Raw genomic sequence first — 19,472 nt, forward strand, 5'->3', positions numbered from 1 at the left:
CTCCGGAAGATGCAAAACTTAAATATTGAATCGATATAAACATATCGAAATAGAATGAATCTCAGCGCGGTTGTTCGTCGCTAATGCGCTCTTCGGTCCAGACCCGCGCAAGCAGACGTGGCGCGGTGCACGCCTGTGGGACGAATTCAGGCTATCACCGGGCTATGCAAACGATAAATATTATATTTAGCTAAAGACATAGAGCGTGCATGTTCGGGGCGACCAAAGGCTTTGCACCAAGCGAGTGCGGCCGGCACGAGTGCGTGCACCGATTGGCACTTTGATCGGCTCAAAATAGAGCACTCCTGTTTCTCTTATAGGGACGTAAAAAAATCTTCGCGATAATCCCGCTATTCACCTGAAGAATGAGAGCGTATTGCCGATAACCAGTTATGTCCGGTACTGCGTTTCGCGTCGGTATGGCCTTGTGTTATAGCGGGCGCCAAAGCGGTGATGTACCTGCTTATCCGTTCGGGTTCTTACATTCTCAACAAAGCGAACTATGAATTTCGGCAATATGAAACTCGGCGCCAAGCTGATCAGTGCGTTCATCCTGGTTTCGATCATCAGCGCTGTTGTCAGCGGGATCGGCCTGCACAACATGGCGGAGATCAGTGCAAACGCAGACAAGACGTATCGGCAGGACCTTGTCGGGCTCAACCTGATACAGCAGGCTAACGCCGACGTACTGAGAGTCGGCACCTATCTGCGCAACGCGGTTCTGGCCACGACGGCCGCACAGCGGGCTGGCTCGCTCGATCAAGCTGACAAGGCCTTTGCCTCGTCACGCGAGCACCTCAATCAGGCGGAGCCGCTCGTCTATACCGACAAAGGCAAGGCTACGTTCGCCGACCTCGATCAAGGTTGGCAAAACTACATCCAGGCCTTCAATGAAATGAAAGGCAAGATCAACGCGGCGGCGTTAGGGGACCGGGACAGCCTGACCGAATACATGCTGGGCGAGTACCACGACAAAGGCTTCAAGACCCTCGTGCTGATGGGCAATCTGGTTGCCCTGAAACAGGCCGACGCGCAACGGACAGCTGAAGCCAACGATGCCGTGTACGAGGAAGGTCGAACTTTGATGCTGGTCTTCGTGGCGATGTCCGTGTCGATCGGCGTGGGAATCGGCATATGGATGATGCGTAGCGTAACGCGGCAACTGGGTACGGAGCCGGCGACGGCTGCTGCTGTGGCCAGAAGCGTGGCGGCCGGCGACCTGAACATCAGTATCGCCCTGCGGCCCGGCGACACGAACAGCCTGATGGCGTCGCTCAAAGCCATGTGCGACGCCCTGGTGCGGGTCGTATCAGAGGTGCGCGAGAACGCCGAAGGTGTCGCGACTGCGAGTGCGCAGATCGCACAAGGCAATCTGGATCTGTCGAGTCGCACGGAGCAACAGGCGGCGTCGCTCGAAGAAACGGCTTCCAGCATGGAGGAACTGACTGCGGCGGTCCGCCACAACACGGACAATGCAACCCAGGCTGCCACGCTCGCGGGTACCGCCTCGAGCGTCGCGCAACATGGCGGCGAGATCGTCGGGCGCGTGGTTGAGACAATGCGTGACATCTCCACCAGCTCGGCCACGATGTCCGAGATTATCGGCGTCATCGAAGGCATCGCCTTCCAGACCAACATCCTCGCGCTGAACGCAGCGGTCGAAGCGGCCCGCGCGGGAGAACAGGGGCGGGGCTTCGCTGTCGTTGCGGGTGAAGTCCGCACGCTCGCGCAGCGCAGTGCGACTGCCGCGAAGGAAATCAAGGAGTTGATCTCCGACTCTGTCAGCCGGGTGGAGGCAGGCTCGATGCTCGTCGAAGAAGCGGGCGGTGCGATCAAGGAAATCGTGCAGTCAGTGAAGCGCGTGACCGACATCGTGGGCGAAATCTCGTCGGCATCGAGCGAGCAAAGCACCGGTATCGAACAGGTCAATCAGGCAGTCAACCAGATGGACCAGGTCACACAGCAAAACGCTGCGCTTGTCGAAGAGGCGTCGGCGGCAGCCCAGACAATGGCCCGGCAAGCGGAAAGCCTGCGCAAAACGGTCGCTTTTTTCAAGGTCGATGGCGAGAAGGCTGCTTCATCGCGAGCGATGACGCAAGCGGCAGTACCGCAACGGACGGTCCTGAACCGCGCCCCGTCCTCTGCTGTAACACCGGCAAAGCTTGCGAGGAGACCAGTCCCCTCTTCAGAACGTCCGCTAGTCGTCGCCGCCGCGACTGAGACGGACTGGCAGAAATTCTGAGCGATTCCGACCGGTTCTGGGTGCTGGATGACGTCGATTCATACCGTCGGCGCGTGCCAGCCCCGCGGGAGTCGAGCGGGCGAAGATCCGCGATACACGTGCGCCGGATGGCTATCAATGCGGCGCGGCGACTGCCTCAGGCACGCAGGCAGCGTGGATGATCAACAGTGCAGCCAGGGCGTGTGATTGTGGACGGAGACACCCGGGCCCGCCGGTCAAGCGGGTTCGAGGAAATAGCGTGATGCGCGACTGCACTCGACGTGCAGCGCCTTGAATGTCGTCTCGCCGTCTCCGCGCACTGGCCATCGCCGATCTCGTCTCGCGCCGCTCCGACAGGCAGCGCGTGACGGGCAGATGCGCAGCGGTGAGATTCGATTAACGGTAACTCGTGAGATCGTAATCAAAACTATGGGATCAAACGCTCCGCTCAATGTCTCGACAATGGTTGTGAACTCGTTGGAGTCCGCCGGAATAGACCACGTGTTCCTGGTCCCGGGAAAACTGATCTATCCGCTGCTGGACGCAATCGACAACTCCCCTTTGATTCGCGGAATCGTAGGCGCTCATGAGACTGGCAGTGCTTTCATGGCCGATGGCTATGCCCGCGCCAGCCGGAAATTCGGTGTTTGCGCAGGGATTTCCGGCCCAGGCACGATGAATTTCGTGCCCGGCATGGCGGCCGCTCACGCAGACCGGATTCCGATGCTCTATATTGCCGGCGGGATCTCGTCGCACGCGGAAGGCAAAGGGGCGTTCCAGGATGCCACGCCCGGAGGCATTTTTGAAAGCGGCGTGGTCAGAAGTCTGGTGACGGATATCGTCGAGCTAAAGAACAAGGAAAATACTCAGGCCGAGATGCGTCGTGCGATCGAAGGGTTGAACTGGATGCGTCGAGCGCAGTCATTCATCAGTATTCCCGTAGACGTTCAAAAGCAGGATGTCCTGCCCGGTCAGGACGTGGCACGACAACCCTACGCTCACCGCGAATTTAACGCATGCGAAGTGCCCGCGAACCGCGCCGCTCTCGATGCCCTGTGCGACCAGTATCTGTTTCAGTCGAAGAGAGTCGCGTTTCTGGTCGGAAGTCGCGGCAATGATGCGGAAACTGCAAAGCTTCTTCTCGAGGTTGCCGAAGGCTTTCACATTCCAGTCGCAACGACACTATCGGGAAAAGGTGCATTTCCTGAGCAACATGCCCTTGCACTGGGTGTGTACGGATTTTCAAGTCATTCGCGCGCTGCACGGGTGATCAACTCCGACGAACTTGATGTACTAGTCGTGTTTGGTAGCGACCTGAACCAGCGAGACAGCATGAACTGGAGCAGGAGGCTGACAGGGGGGAAGGAGCTATTCATCTTTGACGACAGCTTCGATTCACCGGCGATGGGGCACATTTCGCGTCAAGGAATCTTCTCCGGAATTTCCGCGAGCTTCCGGTTGCTGGCCCAGAAAGCCGCGGACAACCCTCCCGGGCTGCCGCAAGCACTGCAAAGAAGAAAGGGGTGGATTGCCGAGATCAACGAGACCCCCCTGTACGACCACCGGTTCGAGCAGTTAGGAGACCGAGTTTCCAGCGGTGACGAAGCGCTATATCCTGGAGACGTAGTTAAGCGCTTGTGCCGGATTCTGCCGAAGGACAGCAACGTCGTGGTGGATTCCGGAGCCCACCGCATCTTCATGGCCCATTACTGGCTGTCGTCAGGTAAGGGCAACTACTTTTCGTCGAGCTCGCTCGCCCCGATGGGCTGGGCCATCGCAGCCGGAATCGGCGTCAAGCTTGCGGCCCCAGAACGCCCGTGTGTCGTGGTGACCGGCGACGGGTGCATGATGATGCACGGCATGGAGATTCAGACCGCGGCTCGATACCGAGTCAAGGTGATCTATGTGGTTCTGAACAACGCCGCACATGGCGCAATCCATATCGACGCTATCAGGAGTGGTTCCATTTCAGAGCAGTTCACCAAATTGCCCTGTCATAGCTGGTCGGCTTTTGCATCATCGATCGGTGTGGCCGCGCGCGCGGTTGAGCGCATCGACGAGCTTGATGGTGTACTGAGTGAAGCTTGTCAATATGACGGCCCCTTTCTGATCGAAGTCATCACCGGAGTTTTTCCCGCGCCGAACCGGTACTATGCAGAAGCCGAAGCCTGTCCGTGAGATTCCATCCTTCAACGCGGCAAAGCCAACCGCATTGCTGAACGACGCCGCAATCAGACTGTCTGAACGCCGCGCCGCAGTTGTCAACGAAATGTCATTCGAACCGCCTAAGTTTAGACGTTCGAGCCGATGGCAAGGCTCGACGCGGCGATGGGCACGCCGGGCCTGCGGAATGCGCAAGAGAGGGATCGCGGCGCGTAGCTTGCTGCAACCATTGAACCGGTCAGTCAATCTCGTGGAGGCAAACCATGCTGTTCAAACGAGGAATTGCAGTTCTTGCCGTTGCTCTACCGCTTGCGGCCGCGCAAGCGCAAACCGTCAACATCACCGGCGCGGGCAGCACTTTTGCGGCCCCGATCTATAACAAGTGGGCTGACGCCTACCAAAAGGCGGGAGGCGGCAAGGTCAACTACCAAGGCATCGGTTCAGCGGGCGGCATCAAGCAGATCATCGCGAAGACCGTTGATTTCGCAGGTTCCGATGCGCCGATGAAGGACGACGAACTGGCGAAGACTGGCCTGTTCCAATTCCCGACCGTGGTCGGCGGCGTCGTGCCGGTCGTGAACCTGCCCGGCGTGAAGCCGGGTCAACTCATTCTGTCGGGTGCCGTGCTTGGCGACATCTATCTGAACAAGATCAAGAAATGGAACGATCCGGCGATCGCCGCGCTGAATCCGGGTATGAAGCTGCCAGATACGGACATCGCCGTGGTGCGCCGCGCCGACGGTTCGGGCACGAGCTTCATCTGGACGAACTTTCTGTCGAAGGTGAACCCGGAGTGGAAGTCGAAGATCGGCGAAGGCACGACGGTGAACTGGCCGACCGGTACGGGCGGCAAGGGCAATGACGGCGTTGCCGCGTTCGTGCAACGCCTGCCGGGCGCGGTCGGTTACGTCGAGTGGGCATATGCGAAGCAAAACAACATGATCTACACCAGCCTGAAGAATTCGGCCGGTATCGTGGTTGCGCCGAAGACCGAAACCTTCAAGGCGGCCGCCTCGGGCGCGGACTGGAAGACGACCTTCTACCAGATCCTGACGAACGAGCCCGGCAAGGACGCGTGGCCAGTCGTCGGCGCGACCTTCGTGCTGCTGCATGCGACGCAGGACAAGCCGGCACAAGGCGCGGCAACGTTGAAGTTCTTCGACTGGGCGTTCAAGAACGGCGGGCAGGCTGCCAGCGATCTCGACTACATTTCGCTGCCGGATTCGGTCGTGTCGGAAATCCGCGCGCAATGGAAGACCAAGGTCAAGGACGCGTCGGGAAAACCGGTGTTTCAGTGAAGGCCTCGATGCCACCCGCCTCAAACAGCTTGTAATCGATCATGGACGAAGTCAATTGACGCAGGTCAATTGACTGACGCATCGAGGCGGGTAACGTGTGTGTGACGGTCCTTTATCACCGCACGCTCGGAGCAAGCCATGGTCACGCGCAACGTCGAGGATGTCATCAGGCAGATTGCCGCCGCTACCGACACTCCTGAGGAAACGGTCTCGCAGATGTACGCGCAGACGTGGATTGAATACAGCGAAGGTGCACGAATCACGGACTACCTGACGGTGCTGGTCGCTCGTCGTGTGCGGGACGACCTGCGTAGGCGGCAAGTGCGGGATTCGCTGGTATCTCTCGGACAAGCTGACTAATATTCTGCGTGTGGGCTCACCACGGTTCACGCGACTCCGGTCGGATTGCGGGCCGATGGCGTCCAACTTCCGCGGAAGGGGGACATATGACGCCATTGTCATTAAGTCGTCCGATACTGCGCGCACTCTATCGCCGACATCCGTCTCAACACATCTCACCCTTCATCGCTGGATTGTCGTTGGCGCACGCGGCCTTTGCCGGTGGCGTGCTTCCGCAGGGCGGGCACTATGTTGCCGGGGCGGGAACCATCGCCGGTCAGGGCAACGTGATCACCGTCACGCAGCCGAACTCGACTCGCGGCGTGATCGACTGGAGCAGCTTCTCGATCGGCAAAGGCAGCGCCGTCAACTTCGACAACGGTTCGGGCGCAACGCTCAATCGCGTGACGGCCTGCGCGCCTTCCGCGATTCTCGGCAGCCTGAAGGCAACTGGCAGCGTGTATCTGATCAACCCGCAAGGCATCGTGGTGGGTCGTAGCGGGACTATCACTACCGGCGGACGATTCGTTGCTTCAACGCTCGATCTGCCGAATACACCCTTCGTGAATGGCGGGACGCTCACGCTCACGGGCACATCGAATGGCAATGTGGTGAATCTCGGCAACATCAGTTCCAGCGGAGGCGATGTTTTCCTGATTGCACGCGGTGTCGTGGTCAATGCGGGCTCGGTCAGCGCACCGAACGGCACCGCGGAATTCGTCACGGGGCAGCAAGTGGCGTTGCTCGAATCGTCGGGCAGCAGGCAGGTATTCGTGCAGATAGGCAGCACAGGGACCGTGATAGATCGCGGTGCCACGCAAGCCGCGCAGATCAATCTGGGAGCGGCCGACGGGAATATCTATGCCCTTGCAGGTGGTGGCTCGCGTATCCGCGCGACGGGCACGGCGATGCGTGGCGGTCACATCTGGCTGGTCGCCGACAACGGGCACGTTACGCAGCAAGGCACGATCGCCGCAACGAATGCCGACGGCAGCGGCGGCACCGTCGATACGCTTGCCGGCACACTCACGCTGGCGCATGGCGCCCGCGTCCGAGCAGGGCTTTGGAACGCGTCGACGCCAAACTTCACGATCGATCGCGGCACAGCCGACGCCTTCATGCGCAGTCTGAACGCCGGCACGTCCGTCGATGCAACCGCGACCGGCACGAACGGCGCAAGCGGCGACATGACGGTTGCGTCGAATCTCAACTGGCGAGGACCGGCGTCGTTATCGCTCGCCGCTTTTGGCAACGTGACGATCGCACCTGCGACGACGCTCAGGAGCACCGGCAGTGGCAACCTGAGTTTGCGGGCCGACGTGACGGGCATCGACAACGCAGCCAGCGTGACCAACCGCGGCACGATCGACTGGTCGGTAAGTACCGGTTCGGTGAGTTCGTTCTATGACATGAACGGCAGCTACAGCCCAGGAATCATCCGCTCGAATACCGCGTGGACTGCCGCGCCCTATAGCGGTCTTCTCACGCAAGTGACTGGCTACAAGCTCGTCAATTCGCTTTTCGACCTGCAGAACATATCGCTCGATCTGACCGGCAACTATGCGCTCGGCAAGGATATTGACGCGAGTGCGACGAATCTCTCTTCCACCCCCTCCGGCGGCGTCGACTTCATCTCGCTCGGCAGCGCGGCAACACCTTTTTCAGGCCAGTTCGACGGCATGGGACATGTGATCGACCACTTCAGTCAGCAGGAGTATTACTCGCCGTCGGGTACCCGGTCGCTTGGCCTGTTCGGCGAAATCGGGAGCACGGGCGTCGTACGCAACGTCGGCATGACGAACAGCGAACTTACGGCCATCTTCGACATTTCGTTCAACGATCCCATCTCGGTCACGTACGGCATACTGGCCGGCCGGAACCAGGGGTTGATCACCTACGCGTATACGACCGGCCTGCGTACGTCGCCCCACTATGGGAACGTTCCGATCGGCGGTTTGGTGGGCACCAATGATGGTCTCATCGAGCGCTCGTGGAGCAGCGCTTCAGTGAATGATGCCGGCGAGGCAGGGGGGCTCGTCGGCGTCAACACCGGCCGGATCGTTCAATCATTTACTACCGCGGATGTTAGCGGAGATGTGCGGATGGAACCGGGCGGACTCGTCGGCATCAACAGTGGCACGGTGTCACAGTCTTATGCCGCCGGCAGGGTGTTAGGGCTTTTTGCGGCTGGCGGATTGGCGTTCGCGAATAGCGGCGTGATCGAGCAGTCGTTCGCGGTTGGTCCGGTGCTAGGACCTTCCTACCAAGGCCCGGGCTACGGCACTTACGGGGGAATCGTGGCATACGGCGCCAGCGGAACGATTGCAGGCAATGTCTACTGGGACAAAGAGACGACGACACGTACGGTGAGCACTGGAGACGTGTCGCAACTGCCCGCGTCAAACGGGTTCACGACTGCTCAAATGAGCAACCCGGCGAGCTTCGACGCATCGTGGGATTTCAGTCAAACCGGCGCGTGGGTCATGCCTGCCGGCGCGACCCACCCCATCCTGCGCTGGCAACTCGGCCAGTAAGCGCTGCTGTGAGGCCGCGGCAGCAGTACCGACGCGCGCCCGTGAACGTGCCCTGATAGCTCGGCTCGTCCTTGCGTCTGACGATCAGGCGCGCAATGTGCTCGGAGATAGACCCGTTGATCGCTTTTGCGGCGAGGGCGTCGTGTGCACCGCGCCATGCGCCGCTAGGAGTGCTGTCAGCGGATCATCGGAGCGCACGGTAAATCTAGCAGCGCGGGCAACCGGCGCCATTGGCCGGAACCACAAGGAGAAATCGATGACCCTGCTCATCTATCTGGTCGGATGGATCATTTTCATTGGCGGCGTCGCGTGGGGATTGATGGCGCTGCATGTCGCGCAGCACATCATCGCAATCGTGGCCGTGATCCTGCTCGGCATTGCGGTGATTACGGGCGCCACGCGTGCGCGTAATCGCGATCGGTCGTCATAGCCTTTGGCGTTTGCCTGTCGGATCCATCAGGTGGGAACGCTCATCACACGCCACGCCACGCCACGCTCACGATGTACCATGTCTGCGTGAAATCTCGCGCTGGATATCGTGGAGTACATCATGGGAAGCGCATGGAAACGCCGCTTCAAACTGTTTATCCAGCGTTTCTGGCAGCCAACCAGCGCGTGCATGACCTGTATGCCGGGGAGCTGGGGCAACATCATGAGCCTCACGCACTGGGCGATCGCATTCAAAACCGGGCTGCTCACCGGTGTGCTCGCCCTGCTGCTCACCTTCACCCCGGCGGCGAAGTGGTACGGGAATCGCTATAGCAACGCACTGCTCGTCGGTTGCCTGACCGCTATCGGCGATGCCTACTCTCATTTGAGCCAGTACCGCTTTCATGTTCTCGAACACGTCGCGACGGGGGTCATGTCAGGCCTGTTCGCGCTCGCTGCGTCGTACCTGTTCGAGGACCGCGCGCGCCGCATACGCGCGGCGTGGTCGCGCTTGTTCGGATAATAAGACTTCGATCTCGAACATCGTGAGACCTCACGATGAGTGTTGCGCGTGACAGGTTCGTGCCCGGATACCTCGCGGTGAATTGTTCGCGTCAGTGCGGTGACGAAAGCAGTTTGAAGCGCTTCCACAGCTTCTTCAATGTCTGATGATCGGCAGCGACGCGTGACGCGAGGAAGCCGCGTGCGAAGGCCGCGCCCGAGGCGGCTTCCGGCGACGTTTTCAACAACGACTTCAGAAGCTGATCGGCGACGACGGCATCGTTGCGCCAGCCGAGATCATCCTGAAGCGCGGTGAGCGCGTCGACATAATGGCGAACGGCCTGCTTCGGGCATAGCGACGCAAAGAACTCGGTGGCATATCGAACTTTTTTCGCCGCGATGCGGGCGCGGTGACGACGGTGATCGTCCAGATCGGCCAAACCCTTGCCACGTTTGATCAGTTTCTTGTGCCGACGACGCAGGACATCGGCGGCGAATGACTTCACCGGGCCGCTGATTGCGTTGCGCTGTTCGTCGGACATCTCATCTCGCCAACCTTTGCGGTTCATCCAGAGCGCGAACTGGAGCGCGAGCCGCGTGTAGCGAACCGACTCGACCGCGGCCGCCGCGCGCTGCCGGTTGTTGACGGCAATCTGCTCGCACGCCTGTCTGACGGGCCGGATCTCGTCCGCATTGCCGTCGGCGCCGGCATGGTCGAGCGTCGATCCCGCAAGCACTTCCCAGTCGCGCGCGCCGCCGAGTTCCGAGGCAATCCAGCGCAACTCCTCGTCGAATCCGGACGAGGCGGGGATGACCTTCGCAAACAGGTCGAGAGCCGAACGCAAGCGACGAAGTCCCACGCGCATCTGATGGACGCTCGATGGAGCGTGGCCCGACACGACGCCCCGTTCATTCGCGTGGACCTGGTCCAGACAGTTGCGCACAATCACGCAGAACGCATCCTCGACCGAATCGCGTTTGTTCAGTCGCACTGGTTGCGCTTTCACGGCCTCGGTGTGCTCGTCAATGAGCAGTGCATACCCGACATCCGCCTTGCTGCGATGATCGATACGCAGCGGCACAGTTTCGAGCATTTCCAGCGCGACACGGTACAGCACATCCGGATTGCCCTGTTTCAGTTCCAGTTCCACCGCGGCGATCTGCACTGATCCCGAATCCGCTTCGACGCTTCCTTCGTCGAGAGCAAGCTCGAGTTCGTCTCCGGACGGCTGGCGCAGCACAAACGCTGACCGGTTGATCCGCGTGACGAACACCGGCTTCAGTTGGGCCGCAACGGTCTCGTCGCGAATCAGCTTTCCGCAGTCGCTGTCGTCGGGGATCTGGTCGTACAGCAGCGTTAGATCGGGCGCGTCGGTATTCACGGGCATCTCGAACTCGTCCCGGTCGAACAACCCCGCCTTGGCCGATCCTTCGCGCTTCAGCGTCTGGATTTTCTCGTTGCCGACGGTGCGCACGCGCAGCGAAGCCCCGCACCAGTGAAATGAAAAATCGGGCGTGTCGAAATAGGTGCTCGTCAGCAGGTGAGGCGTTCCCGCTGTGGCTTCTGATTGCGCAAGCATCGACGCGTTACGCAATTTGACGAGATCTTCGTTTGCAACGCGCAGCTTCAGCTCCCGTTCCATGCCGCCTCCGAAATGAGCACCGGACTGTCAGACTACACCGGATTGGTTGGACCGCGTCACGGCCGATCGTCCCCAGTGGCCTCGGATAAAAGTCGTACACGGAAAAAGTGGATGAGACGGTGGACGAGCCTGGCGCGAATGCCTGTACACGTTGGGACATCTTGATTAGGAAATGATCATTTCCTATAATCGCTGTATGACTACACGCAACCATGCTGCCAGACAGCCACGTGCTCCAGGTCGTCCACGCGAATTCGACATGGACGTCGCGCTGGACGGCGCAATCCAGATTTTTCGTGAGCGCGGTTATCAAGGGACGTCTCTTGGCGACCTTGGGTCCGCGATGGGGCTCACGGCCGGCAGTATCTACAAGGCGTTCGCCGATAAGCGAGCGGTATTCCTTGCCGCGCTCGAGCGCTACATCCACCTACGAAATGACCAGTTGCAGAGCCTGCTCGACGCGGAGCAGACCGGCCGCGACAAGGTACGGGCCATTCTGCGGTTTTATGCTGAGTCTGCAATTGGCGATGAGGGCAAGCGAGGCTGTCTCGTAGTCGGAAGTGCAGTCGACCTGCTGGCCTTCGATGATGAGGTCGCGAGTCACGTGGTCGCGTCTTTGCAGCGAACGGAGCGTCTGTTGTGTCGTTTGATCCGAGTGGGCCAGACAGACGGTTCGATCGCGTCCGCCGTGGATCCGGACGCTACCGGCCGCGCACTGCTGAGTCTGACGCAAGGTTTCAGGGTCGTCGGCAAAGTCGGGCGATCCCGGGCACACATGATGGCGGCGGCGGATCAGGCCATGCGTCTGCTGGACTAAGCACAGCAAGACATAGCATCGCATGACCTCCGCGTGCCGCTCACCCTATTAGGAAATGTCCATTTTCTAACCTCATCCGCCAATGAGAGAAGCCGCTCAACGGTGTCATCCCCCAACCCAGAGGAGTCTCGTTCGTGAAAACACATCACTCGCCGGTGCCATCAGGGAGTTCCGGAATCGTAAGCACGTTGCCAGTAGCAAGGCCCGTTGCGGGGCTAGCAGGATTCGAGCACAAGTTCGCGACCGTCGACGGACTGAGGCTGCACTACGTCACCGGTGGAAACCCACAGGGCGACGTGGTCGTGTTGCTCGCGGGCTTTCCCGAGAGCTGGTTCGCGTGGCGCAAAGTGATGGGGCTGCTTGCAAAGACCTACCGAGTCGTCGCACCGGACCTTCCCGGACAAGGTGATTCGGATCGTCCGATGGACGGCTACGACACACAAACCCTTGCGAGCCATGTTCACGGTTTGCTCCAGCAACTGGGGATGACCCGGTACTTTCTTGCTGCACACGACATTGGAGCGTGGGTGGCTTTTCCTTACGCCGTAATGTTCGGCGACGAGATCCGGCGACTCGCGCTGCTGGATGCGGGGATCCCCGGCGTGACGTTGCCTGATGCGTTGCCGAGCGCGCCCGAGCGTGCATGGCGCACCTGGCATTTCGCATTTCACGGGCTACCGGACCTGCCGGAAGTGCTGCTCGCCGGCAAGGAACGTGAATACCTCGACTGGTTTTTGCGGCGAAAGGCGGCCGATCCCGATACTTTCACTGACGCCGATATCGATGAATATCTACGCATTCTCAAGAAAGACGGCGGCTTACGCGCGGGCCTTGCGTATTACCGGGCCGCGCATGTGTCCGCCCAACAGAATGCAGAACTGAAGCAACGAGGCATGCTCGACCTGCCACTGCTGACGCTCGGTTCCGATCAAGGTTCCATCGCCGATATGGCAACACCTTTGAGAGCCTTTTTCACCGAGGTCAAAGGCCGCATCATTAGTCACTGCGGGCACTTCATTCCAGAAGAACAACCGCGCGCGGTCGCCGACGAACTCACTGCGTTCTTTGGAAGCGCAGAGGGGTAACGGGGCTACGGGGGCGCAAGATGCCGCGCATGGCTCAGGCGATGCGGGCGTGCTGTACGACGATCCATGCGGACCACACAAGCAACGCAATGCCGAGCGGCTTGCCGATGGAGCTGCCCCAGCGGAAATTCTTCTCGGCCGACATGATCGCGCCCAGCGCCAGCATCCAGCCGACGCTGCCGGTGCCGACCGCGAACATCAGCAGCATCAGGGCCCAACAGCAGCCGATGCAGAAAGCGCCGTGACTGATGCCGAGCGCAAAGCTCTCGCGGCGCGCGCTCCTGCCGCGCCAATGCTCGGTGATGAACATCAGCGGCGAGCGGCATTTGTCGAGACATCGGTGCTTGAGGCTGCTGAACTGATAAAGGCCCGCGAGCGCGACGATCGCGGCGCCGATCAGCCAGCCGTTTGCAAGCAAGCTCGCAGACTGGTCCGCGACCAGATGGAGCGCCGCGTCGAAGCCGTGCGCGAGCACGCCGAACAGCGCCCACATCGTCGCATAACCGACGATCAGAAGCGCCATCAGCGTGCGCCGGTTTGCGTGCGCGACGGTCATCCGCCGGAAGGTGTCGAAGAGCGGGAAGGCGGTCGGCAGCATCATCGCCGCGATCATCAGCAGCCATGCGACGCTGTGCAGCAATGCCGCAATCGTGAGGCTCGCGCCGGGCACCTGACGACATATCGCGCCGACGAGCGGCAGTTCGGCCCAACTCGCATGATGCAGAAAACGCGCATAGGGCCCCGCGTCCCATATCCATAACGCGATCCACGCGCTGCCCGTCAATGCGACGAACAGCGGCGCGAACAGCCGCGAGCGTGCGAGCATCTTCACGACGCGAAGCTGAACGATCCCTGAATGGCGTTATGTCCGCTCAAGGCGAGGTCGAGACCGAGCTTTTCGTGCCGCAGGCGGAATGCGTTCGCCTTGCCGACGAAAGCAGGGGAGCCCGGTATCGTCGAAAAGATGCTTTCGACCAGTTTGGTCGGCTCGCCGGTCGGGCCGCGATAGGGCTCCAACTCGGCCTCGATGGCTTCGCCGACTTTCATCCTGCCCTTGCCGTCGACGACCGTGTATTCGATCGGCGCGCGTTCCACGGACACGACTTCGCCGATCAACTGCACGAGATCCGCGATGGGGCCACCGCGCTCGCCACGGTACACGCTAACCAGGGCGTCGAATTGCGCGTCGCTCGCGCGCTCGTCGACGAACATCGCGACGCGCCAGCCGCCTTTGAGCGCGTTGCCGGGAATGAACGCCGCGAACGCGATCGTCAGGCCCGATACATCGACGCCGTCGATCATGCCTTGCTCGTAGTGGTATGCAAGCGCGCTGCGGCAAATGCCGTTATCGGGATCTTCTCCGATCCAGCACGGACACAGCACCTTGCATTCACACACTTCGAGGATGCTGCCCATCAGTTGATAGCTCATTCACGCCTCCGCTGCCGGTTGGATCCGGCCGGGAAGAACATCGCCGGACATCCTCTGTTGTAGCCGTTAAGCGGGCAGTAATCAAAGTGTTCGGGCGCTGCGAATGATTGAAGCGGCTTACACAGTCGGTGCTTTTGCGGTGCGGGAGGGGCGCAACTCTTATATAAGACATAAGACATTTGACCTTGCATGGGTATTGCAATTAAAATCGCGATCGAAGCAGTGCCCGGCACAGCTTGGAGTGCCTTAAAAGCCTTTCCCTGAAACGCAAATACCAGCAGGTCCCCCATGCTTGAAAATTTTCGTGCTCACGTGGCCGCGCGCGCCGCGCTCGGCATTCCTCCCCTGCCGCTGACGGCTCAGCAGACCGCCGAGCTGGTCGAACTCCTGACGAACCCGCCCGCTGGCGAAGAGCAGACGCTGCTCGACCTGATCACCAACCGCGTGCCCGCCGGTGTGGACGAAGCCGCCCGCGTGAAGGCTGGCTTCCTCGCCGCCGTGGCCAACGGCCAGACCGCCTGCGCGCTGATCTCGCGCGCCCGTGCCACCGAACTGCTCGGCACGATGCTGGGCGGCTACAACATCCAGCCGCTGATCGAACTGCTGTCCGACGCCGAAGTGGGCACCGTGGCCGCCGACGCGCTGAAGAAAACCCTGCTGATGTTCGACCAGTTCCACGACGTCAAGGAACTGGCCGACAAGGGCAACGCCAATGCGAAGGCCGTGATGCAGAGCTGGGCCGACGCCGAATGGTTCACGAGCCGTCCGGAAGTGCCGCAAAGCCTGACCATCACCGTCTTCAAGGTGACGGGCGAAACCAATACCGACGACCTGTCGCCGGCCCCGGATGCGACCACCCGTCCGGACATCCCGCTGCACGCACTGGCAATGCTGAAGAACGCGCGTCCCGGTATCACCCCGGAAGAGGACGGCAAGCGCGGCCCGGTCAAGTTCATCGAGTCGCTGAAAGAAAAGGGCCACCTGGTCGCGTACGTGGGCGACGTGGTCGGCACCGGCTCCTCGCGCAAGTCGGCCACCAACTCGGTGCTGTGGTTCACGGGCGAAGACATCCCGTTCATCCCGAACAAGCGCTTCGGCGGCGTGTGCCTCGGCGGCAAGATCGCCCCGATCTTCTACAACACGATGGAAGACGCCGGCGCTCTGCCGATCGAACTCGACGTGTCGCAGATGGAAATGGGCGACGTGGTCGAACTGCGCCCGTACGAAGGCAAAGCCCTGAAGAACGGCGCAGTGATCGCCGAGTTCCAGGTCAAGTCCGACGTGCTGTTCGATGAAGTGCGCGCCGGCGGCCGCATTCCGCTGATCATCGGCCGCGGCCTGACCGCCAAGGCACGCGAAGCGCTGGGCCTCGCCCCCTCGACGCTGTTCCGCCTGCCGCAGCAGCCCGCCAATAGCGGCAAGGGCTTCTCGCTGGCGCAGAAGATGGTCGGCCGCGCTTGCGGTCTGCCGGAAGGCCAGGGCGTCCGTCCGGGCACGTACTGCGAACCGAAGATGACCTCGGTCGGCTCGCAGGACACCACGGGCCCGATGACCCGCGACGAGCTGAAGGACCTGGCGTGCCTCGGCTTCTCGGCCGATCTCGTCATGCAGTCGTTCTGCCACACCGCCGCTTATCCGAAGCCGGTGGACGTCAAGACCCACCAGACGCTGCCGAACTTCATCAGCAACCGTGGCGGCATCGCGCTGCGCCCGGGCGACGGCGTGATCCACTCGTGGCTGAACCGCATGCTGTTGCCCGACACCGTGGGCACCGGCGGCGACTCGCACACGCGCTTCCCGATCGGCATCAGCTTCCCGGCCGGTTCGGGTCTGGTCGCCTTCGCGGCCGCCACCGGCACGATGCCGCTGGACATGCCGGAATCGGTGCTGGTCCGCTTCAAGGGCAAGATGCAGCCGGGCGTGACCCTGCGTGATCTCGTCAACGCGATCCCGCTGTACGCGATCAAGCAAGGCACGCTGACGGTTGCCAAGCAAGGCAAGAAGAACATCTTCTCCGGCCGCATTCTCGAAATCGAAGGCCTGCCCGATCTGAAGGTCGAGCAAGCGTTCGAACTGTCGGATGCTTCCGCCGAGCGCTCGGCCGCCGGTTGCACGGTGCACCTGAACAAGGAACCGATCATCGAATACCTGAACAGCAACGTCACGCTGCTGAAGTGGATGATCGCCCAGGGCTACCAGGATCCGCGCAGCCTGCAGCGCCGCATCAAGGCGATGGAGCAGTGGCTGGCCGACCCGCAACTGCTGTCGCCGGATGCCGACGCCGAATACGCAGCCGTCATCGAGATCGATCTCGCCGACATCCACGAGCCGATCGTGGCCTGCCCGAACGATCCGGACGACGTGAAGACGCTGTCCGACGTAGCCGGCGCGAAGATCGACGAAGTGTTCATCGGCTCGTGCATGACCAACATCGGTCACTTCCGCGCCGCGTCGAAGCTGCTGGAAGGTAAGCGCGACATCCCGGTCAAGCTGTGGGTGGCCCCGCCGACCAAGATGGACCAGAAGCAACTGACCGAGGAAGGCCATTACGGCGTCTTCGGCACGGCTGGTGCGCGTACCGAAATGCCGGGCTGCTCGCTGTGCATGGGCAACCAGGCACAGGTGCGCGAAGGCGCGACGGTCATGTCGACGTCGACCCGTAACTTCCCGAACCGCCTCGGCAAGAACACGAACGTGTACCTCGGCTCGGCGGAACTGGCGGCGATCTGCTCGCGCCTCGGCAAGATCCCGACCAAGGAAGAGTACATGGCCGACATGAGCGTGCTCAACGCCAACGGCGACAAGATCTATCAATACATGAACTTCGACCAGATCGAGGACTTCAAGGAAGTCGCCGACGCCGTGACGATGTAAGTGTGCTGTCGGACTACGACGTGTGGTTCGCGTCGTAGCGCCACGAAATGGCGCCGTGGGCTGAATGCCTGCGGCGCCATTTTTTTTGCGGCGTTCGAGTCGAGGTCCGCGCGCGGCAGCCTCGCCGGGATCGCAGAGGAATCTCAGGGACTGGCGATAGCCGATCCGCATCGCAAGACAAACCCCGCGACCTGGTCCAACGCGTATCGGGCGCTTGCAAGCTCGTCGGTCGAGCGCTGGAACACGTGATGGAGTCCCTCGTAGATTTCCAACTGCACCGTGTTTCCCCGCTGCGCTGCGGCAGCCGCGTAGCGCCGGGCGTCGTCGAGCAGCCGTTCGTCCGTACCGACCTGAATGGCGATCGGCGGCAGATGTGCGGGAACGTGGTACAGCGGCGACGCGCGTCGGTCCGCGGGATCGGCTGACCCAAGGTACGCGGCGGCGGCATCGGCGAGTATCGGCCGCGTCAAGACCGGGTCGCGGGTCTCCTCACTGCGCGACGACGGGCCCGTCAACGCAAGATCGAGCCACGGCGAAAAAGTGGCCACACAAGAAACGTTCATCGACCGGCCTCCATCAGCGCCCAGCGCCGCAAGCGCGAGCCCGCCGCCTGCCGAGTCGCCAACCAGCGCGATGTCGCGAATGCCTGACTGCGCCATCCACCGCAACGCTTCGATCACGGCATCGTATGCCGCGGGAAACGGATGCTCGGGCGCAAGCGGATAGTCGAGAACGAAAGTGTCGATGCCGGCACGCACGGCGATCTGACTCGCCAGGCCGCGATAACCGGTGGCAGACCCGAGTACGAACGCGCCTCCGTGCAGAAAGACGATCGCGCGGCCGGCCACGGCGGATTCGGGGCGAATCCACCAACCCATTACGTCCGCGCTCTCGACTCTTTCAAGATCGACGCCGTCCGCTATAGGCGTTTGCGCCGTCATCGCGTCGTAGGCCTCACGCGAGGCTCCGGCGGATTCCGCAAAGAGTCGCTGAGTACGGTCGAGCACCGATATCGCCGCCTCGCGGTCGTCGTCACTCAAGGGGTGCCGCATCTCGATCAGGTTGGTCTGCTGTACGACGCTCATCATTTGCTCCTTCGTTAGTGGTGGTCGATGGGCAGACGATATCGATTCCGTGCAGCGTACAGAAGAAGGCCAAATGGAATACAATCGATTCCATTCTGGAAGTTTTGGGAGGCAAGGAGTGGACCGTCTTGATGCGCTCAAACTTTTCGTCCGCATCGTCGAGAGCGGGAGTTTCGCTGCGGCGGCGCGCGAAATCGGCGTGGGCCAGCCCGCGGTCAGCAAGCAGATCGCGTCGCTCGAACGCCATCTTGGCGCGCAACTGGTCAGGCGCACGTCGCGCAGCATGACGCTGACCGAGACAGGACAATCGGTCTATGAAGCGGGTTTGCGCATCATTGGAGATTTCACGGAGCTCGAATCGTCCGTAGGGCGCGGTCAGGTTTCGCCAGCCGGGATGGTCCGGGTCACCGTGGCGCCGGTTTTTGGCCGGCTGTATGTGGTGCCGCGCCTGCCGGCATTTTTCGCCAGGTATCCGACCGTGTCGGTGGACCTGTCGGCCACGGAGCGAACCGTCAATCTGGTCGAGGAGGGCTTCGACCTTTCGATCAAAAGCGGGCGGCTTGCCGACTCTTCGATGATTGCAAGGCAGCTGGCATCGAGCCCAGTCGTTGTCGTCGCAACGCCGGATTACCTCGAAAAACACGGGCGCCCCGAACGGCCACAGGATCTCGCTCGACATGCCTGCGTCGTTTTCGCGCCGCTGCGCGAGCCGCGGGCATGGCGCTTCGAAAACGTCGACGGTCCCGGCTTGCACGTCCCGTCCGGCAATTTTCACACCGGCGACGCGGAACAGATTCGCGCTGCCGTGCTCGCCCATATGGGACTGGTTCAAGCGCCGGCGTGGCTCTTTGCGCCGGAGATCGCGAGCGGTGCGGTCGTCAGCCTGTTGCCGGATTTCGCGCCGGCGCCGATGCCCATCCACGCCGTTCATCCTGCCGGCCGGCGATTGCCGACCAAGACCCGCGTATTTATCGATTTCGTTTCGGAAATTCTCACGTCTGATCCCGGTCCGGCCTTTGTCCCGGTCAGGACCTAGCGAGTGTTCCGCCGAC

General features: G+C 61.3%; 15 protein-coding genes. 11 read left to right on the forward strand and 4 right to left on the reverse strand.

What is annotated here, in order from left to right; genetic code table 11:
* Positions 1 to 502: 502 nt before the first annotated feature.
* From OKW37_RS39440 to OKW37_RS39470, 7 genes are all read left to right on the forward strand, one after another.
* Positions 503 to 2,242: a methyl-accepting chemotaxis protein gene (locus tag OKW37_RS39440; protein ID WP_429401900.1), complete on the forward strand. Its 1,740-nt coding sequence runs from the start codon at positions 503 to 505 to the stop codon at positions 2,240 to 2,242.
* Between the two features lie 441 nt (positions 2,243 to 2,683).
* On the forward strand, positions 2,684 to 4,399 hold the full coding sequence (locus OKW37_RS39445; protein ID WP_429510128.1) for a thiamine pyrophosphate-binding protein: 1,716 nt from the start codon (positions 2,684 to 2,686) through the stop codon (positions 4,397 to 4,399).
* 248 nt (positions 4,400 to 4,647) lie between these two features.
* A complete protein-coding gene (pstS, locus tag OKW37_RS39450) occupies positions 4,648 to 5,682 on the forward strand; it encodes a phosphate ABC transporter substrate-binding protein PstS (RefSeq protein WP_184067872.1) in 1,035 nt (344 codons plus the stop codon).
* A gap of 138 nt (positions 5,683 to 5,820) precedes the next feature.
* Positions 5,821 to 6,042: a DUF3562 domain-containing protein gene (locus OKW37_RS39455; RefSeq protein ID WP_184023913.1), complete on the forward strand. Its 222-nt coding sequence runs from the start codon at positions 5,821 to 5,823 to the stop codon at positions 6,040 to 6,042.
* 86 nt (positions 6,043 to 6,128) lie between these two features.
* Entirely contained in the window at positions 6,129 to 8,555 is a 2,427-nt protein-coding gene (locus OKW37_RS39460) for a filamentous hemagglutinin N-terminal domain-containing protein (protein WP_429401897.1), read from the forward strand.
* A 256-nt stretch (positions 8,556 to 8,811) separates the two neighbouring features.
* A complete protein-coding gene (locus OKW37_RS39465) occupies positions 8,812 to 8,985 on the forward strand; it encodes a hypothetical protein (RefSeq protein WP_013093753.1) in 174 nt (57 codons plus the stop codon).
* A gap of 120 nt (positions 8,986 to 9,105) precedes the next feature.
* A complete protein-coding gene (locus tag OKW37_RS39470) occupies positions 9,106 to 9,507 on the forward strand; it encodes a hypothetical protein (protein WP_090810890.1) in 402 nt (133 codons plus the stop codon).
* Positions 9,508 to 9,598: 91 nt separating this feature from the next.
* On the opposite strand, the gene OKW37_RS39475 is transcribed toward OKW37_RS39470, so the two are convergent.
* Entirely contained in the window at positions 9,599 to 11,128 is a 1,530-nt protein-coding gene (locus tag OKW37_RS39475) for a CHAD domain-containing protein (RefSeq protein ID WP_429401895.1), read from the reverse strand.
* A 259-nt stretch (positions 11,129 to 11,387) separates the two neighbouring features.
* Here OKW37_RS39475 and OKW37_RS39480 point away from each other — a divergent pair, with 259 nt between their 5' ends.
* Positions 11,388 to 11,945 carry a TetR/AcrR family transcriptional regulator gene (locus tag OKW37_RS39480; protein ID WP_429401893.1) on the forward strand — a complete coding sequence of 186 codons (558 nt, stop codon included), beginning with the start codon at positions 11,388 to 11,390 and terminating at the stop codon, positions 11,943 to 11,945.
* A gap of 134 nt (positions 11,946 to 12,079) precedes the next feature.
* Positions 12,080 to 13,030 carry an alpha/beta fold hydrolase gene (locus OKW37_RS39485; protein ID WP_429401891.1) on the forward strand — a complete coding sequence of 317 codons (951 nt, stop codon included), beginning with the start codon at positions 12,080 to 12,082 and terminating at the stop codon, positions 13,028 to 13,030.
* Positions 13,031 to 13,064: 34 nt separating this feature from the next.
* On the opposite strand, the gene OKW37_RS39490 is transcribed toward OKW37_RS39485, so the two are convergent.
* Entirely contained in the window at positions 13,065 to 13,856 is a 792-nt protein-coding gene (locus OKW37_RS39490; protein WP_429402512.1) for a DUF2182 domain-containing protein, read from the reverse strand.
* A gap of 2 nt (positions 13,857 to 13,858) precedes the next feature.
* Positions 13,859 to 14,461, reverse strand: coding sequence for a DUF1326 domain-containing protein (locus OKW37_RS39495; RefSeq protein ID WP_429401889.1), 603 nt, complete (start codon positions 14,459 to 14,461; stop codon positions 13,859 to 13,861).
* Positions 14,462 to 14,749: 288 nt separating this feature from the next.
* Between OKW37_RS39495 and acnB the strand changes: the two genes are divergently transcribed.
* A complete protein-coding gene (gene acnB / locus OKW37_RS39500; RefSeq protein ID WP_184067887.1) occupies positions 14,750 to 17,335 on the forward strand; it encodes a bifunctional aconitate hydratase 2/2-methylisocitrate dehydratase in 2,586 nt (861 codons plus the stop codon).
* A gap of 143 nt (positions 17,336 to 17,478) precedes the next feature.
* On the opposite strand, the gene OKW37_RS39505 is transcribed toward acnB, so the two are convergent.
* The gene (locus tag OKW37_RS39505; protein WP_429401887.1) at positions 17,479 to 18,420 is read right to left on the reverse strand and encodes an alpha/beta hydrolase fold domain-containing protein; all 942 of its coding nucleotides are present in this window, start codon (positions 18,418 to 18,420) and stop codon (positions 17,479 to 17,481) included.
* Between OKW37_RS39505 and OKW37_RS39510 the strand changes: the two genes are divergently transcribed.
* On the forward strand, positions 18,398 to 19,456 hold the full coding sequence (locus OKW37_RS39510) for a LysR substrate-binding domain-containing protein (RefSeq protein WP_429401885.1): 1,059 nt from the start codon (positions 18,398 to 18,400) through the stop codon (positions 19,454 to 19,456). The two genes, OKW37_RS39505 and OKW37_RS39510, sit on opposite strands and share 23 nt — an antisense overlap.
* The last annotated feature ends 16 nt before the right edge of the window (positions 19,457 to 19,472 follow it).

This window comes from Paraburkholderia sp. MM5482-R2 (assembly GCF_050436125.1).
In the GTDB taxonomy this organism is placed as follows: Bacteria; Pseudomonadota; Gammaproteobacteria; order Burkholderiales; family Burkholderiaceae; genus Paraburkholderia; species Paraburkholderia tuberum.

Coding starts and splice junctions, on each gene's coding strand:
- OKW37_RS39440 (WP_429401900.1), top strand. CDS start 503: ATGAATTTCGGCAATATGAAACTCGGCGCCAAGCTGATCAGTGCGTTC.
- OKW37_RS39445 (WP_429510128.1), top strand. CDS start 2,684: ATGGTTGTGAACTCGTTGGAGTCCGCCGGAATAGACCACGTGTTCCTG.
- pstS (WP_184067872.1), top strand. CDS start 4,648: ATGCTGTTCAAACGAGGAATTGCAGTTCTTGCCGTTGCTCTACCGCTT.
- OKW37_RS39455 (WP_184023913.1), top strand. CDS start 5,821: ATGGTCACGCGCAACGTCGAGGATGTCATCAGGCAGATTGCCGCCGCT.
- OKW37_RS39460 (WP_429401897.1), top strand. CDS start 6,129: ATGACGCCATTGTCATTAAGTCGTCCGATACTGCGCGCACTCTATCGC.
- OKW37_RS39465 (WP_013093753.1), top strand. CDS start 8,812: ATGACCCTGCTCATCTATCTGGTCGGATGGATCATTTTCATTGGCGGC.
- OKW37_RS39470 (WP_090810890.1), top strand. CDS start 9,106: ATGGGAAGCGCATGGAAACGCCGCTTCAAACTGTTTATCCAGCGTTTC.
- OKW37_RS39475 (WP_429401895.1), bottom strand. CDS start 11,128: ATGGAACGGGAGCTGAAGCTGCGCGTTGCAAACGAAGATCTCGTCAAA.
- OKW37_RS39480 (WP_429401893.1), top strand. CDS start 11,388: ATGGACGTCGCGCTGGACGGCGCAATCCAGATTTTTCGTGAGCGCGGT.
- OKW37_RS39490 (WP_429402512.1), bottom strand. CDS start 13,856: ATGCTCGCACGCTCGCGGCTGTTCGCGCCGCTGTTCGTCGCATTGACG.
- OKW37_RS39495 (WP_429401889.1), bottom strand. CDS start 14,461: ATGAGCTATCAACTGATGGGCAGCATCCTCGAAGTGTGTGAATGCAAG.
- acnB (WP_184067887.1), top strand. CDS start 14,750: ATGCTTGAAAATTTTCGTGCTCACGTGGCCGCGCGCGCCGCGCTCGGC.
- OKW37_RS39505 (WP_429401887.1), bottom strand. CDS start 18,420: ATGAGCGTCGTACAGCAGACCAACCTGATCGAGATGCGGCACCCCTTG.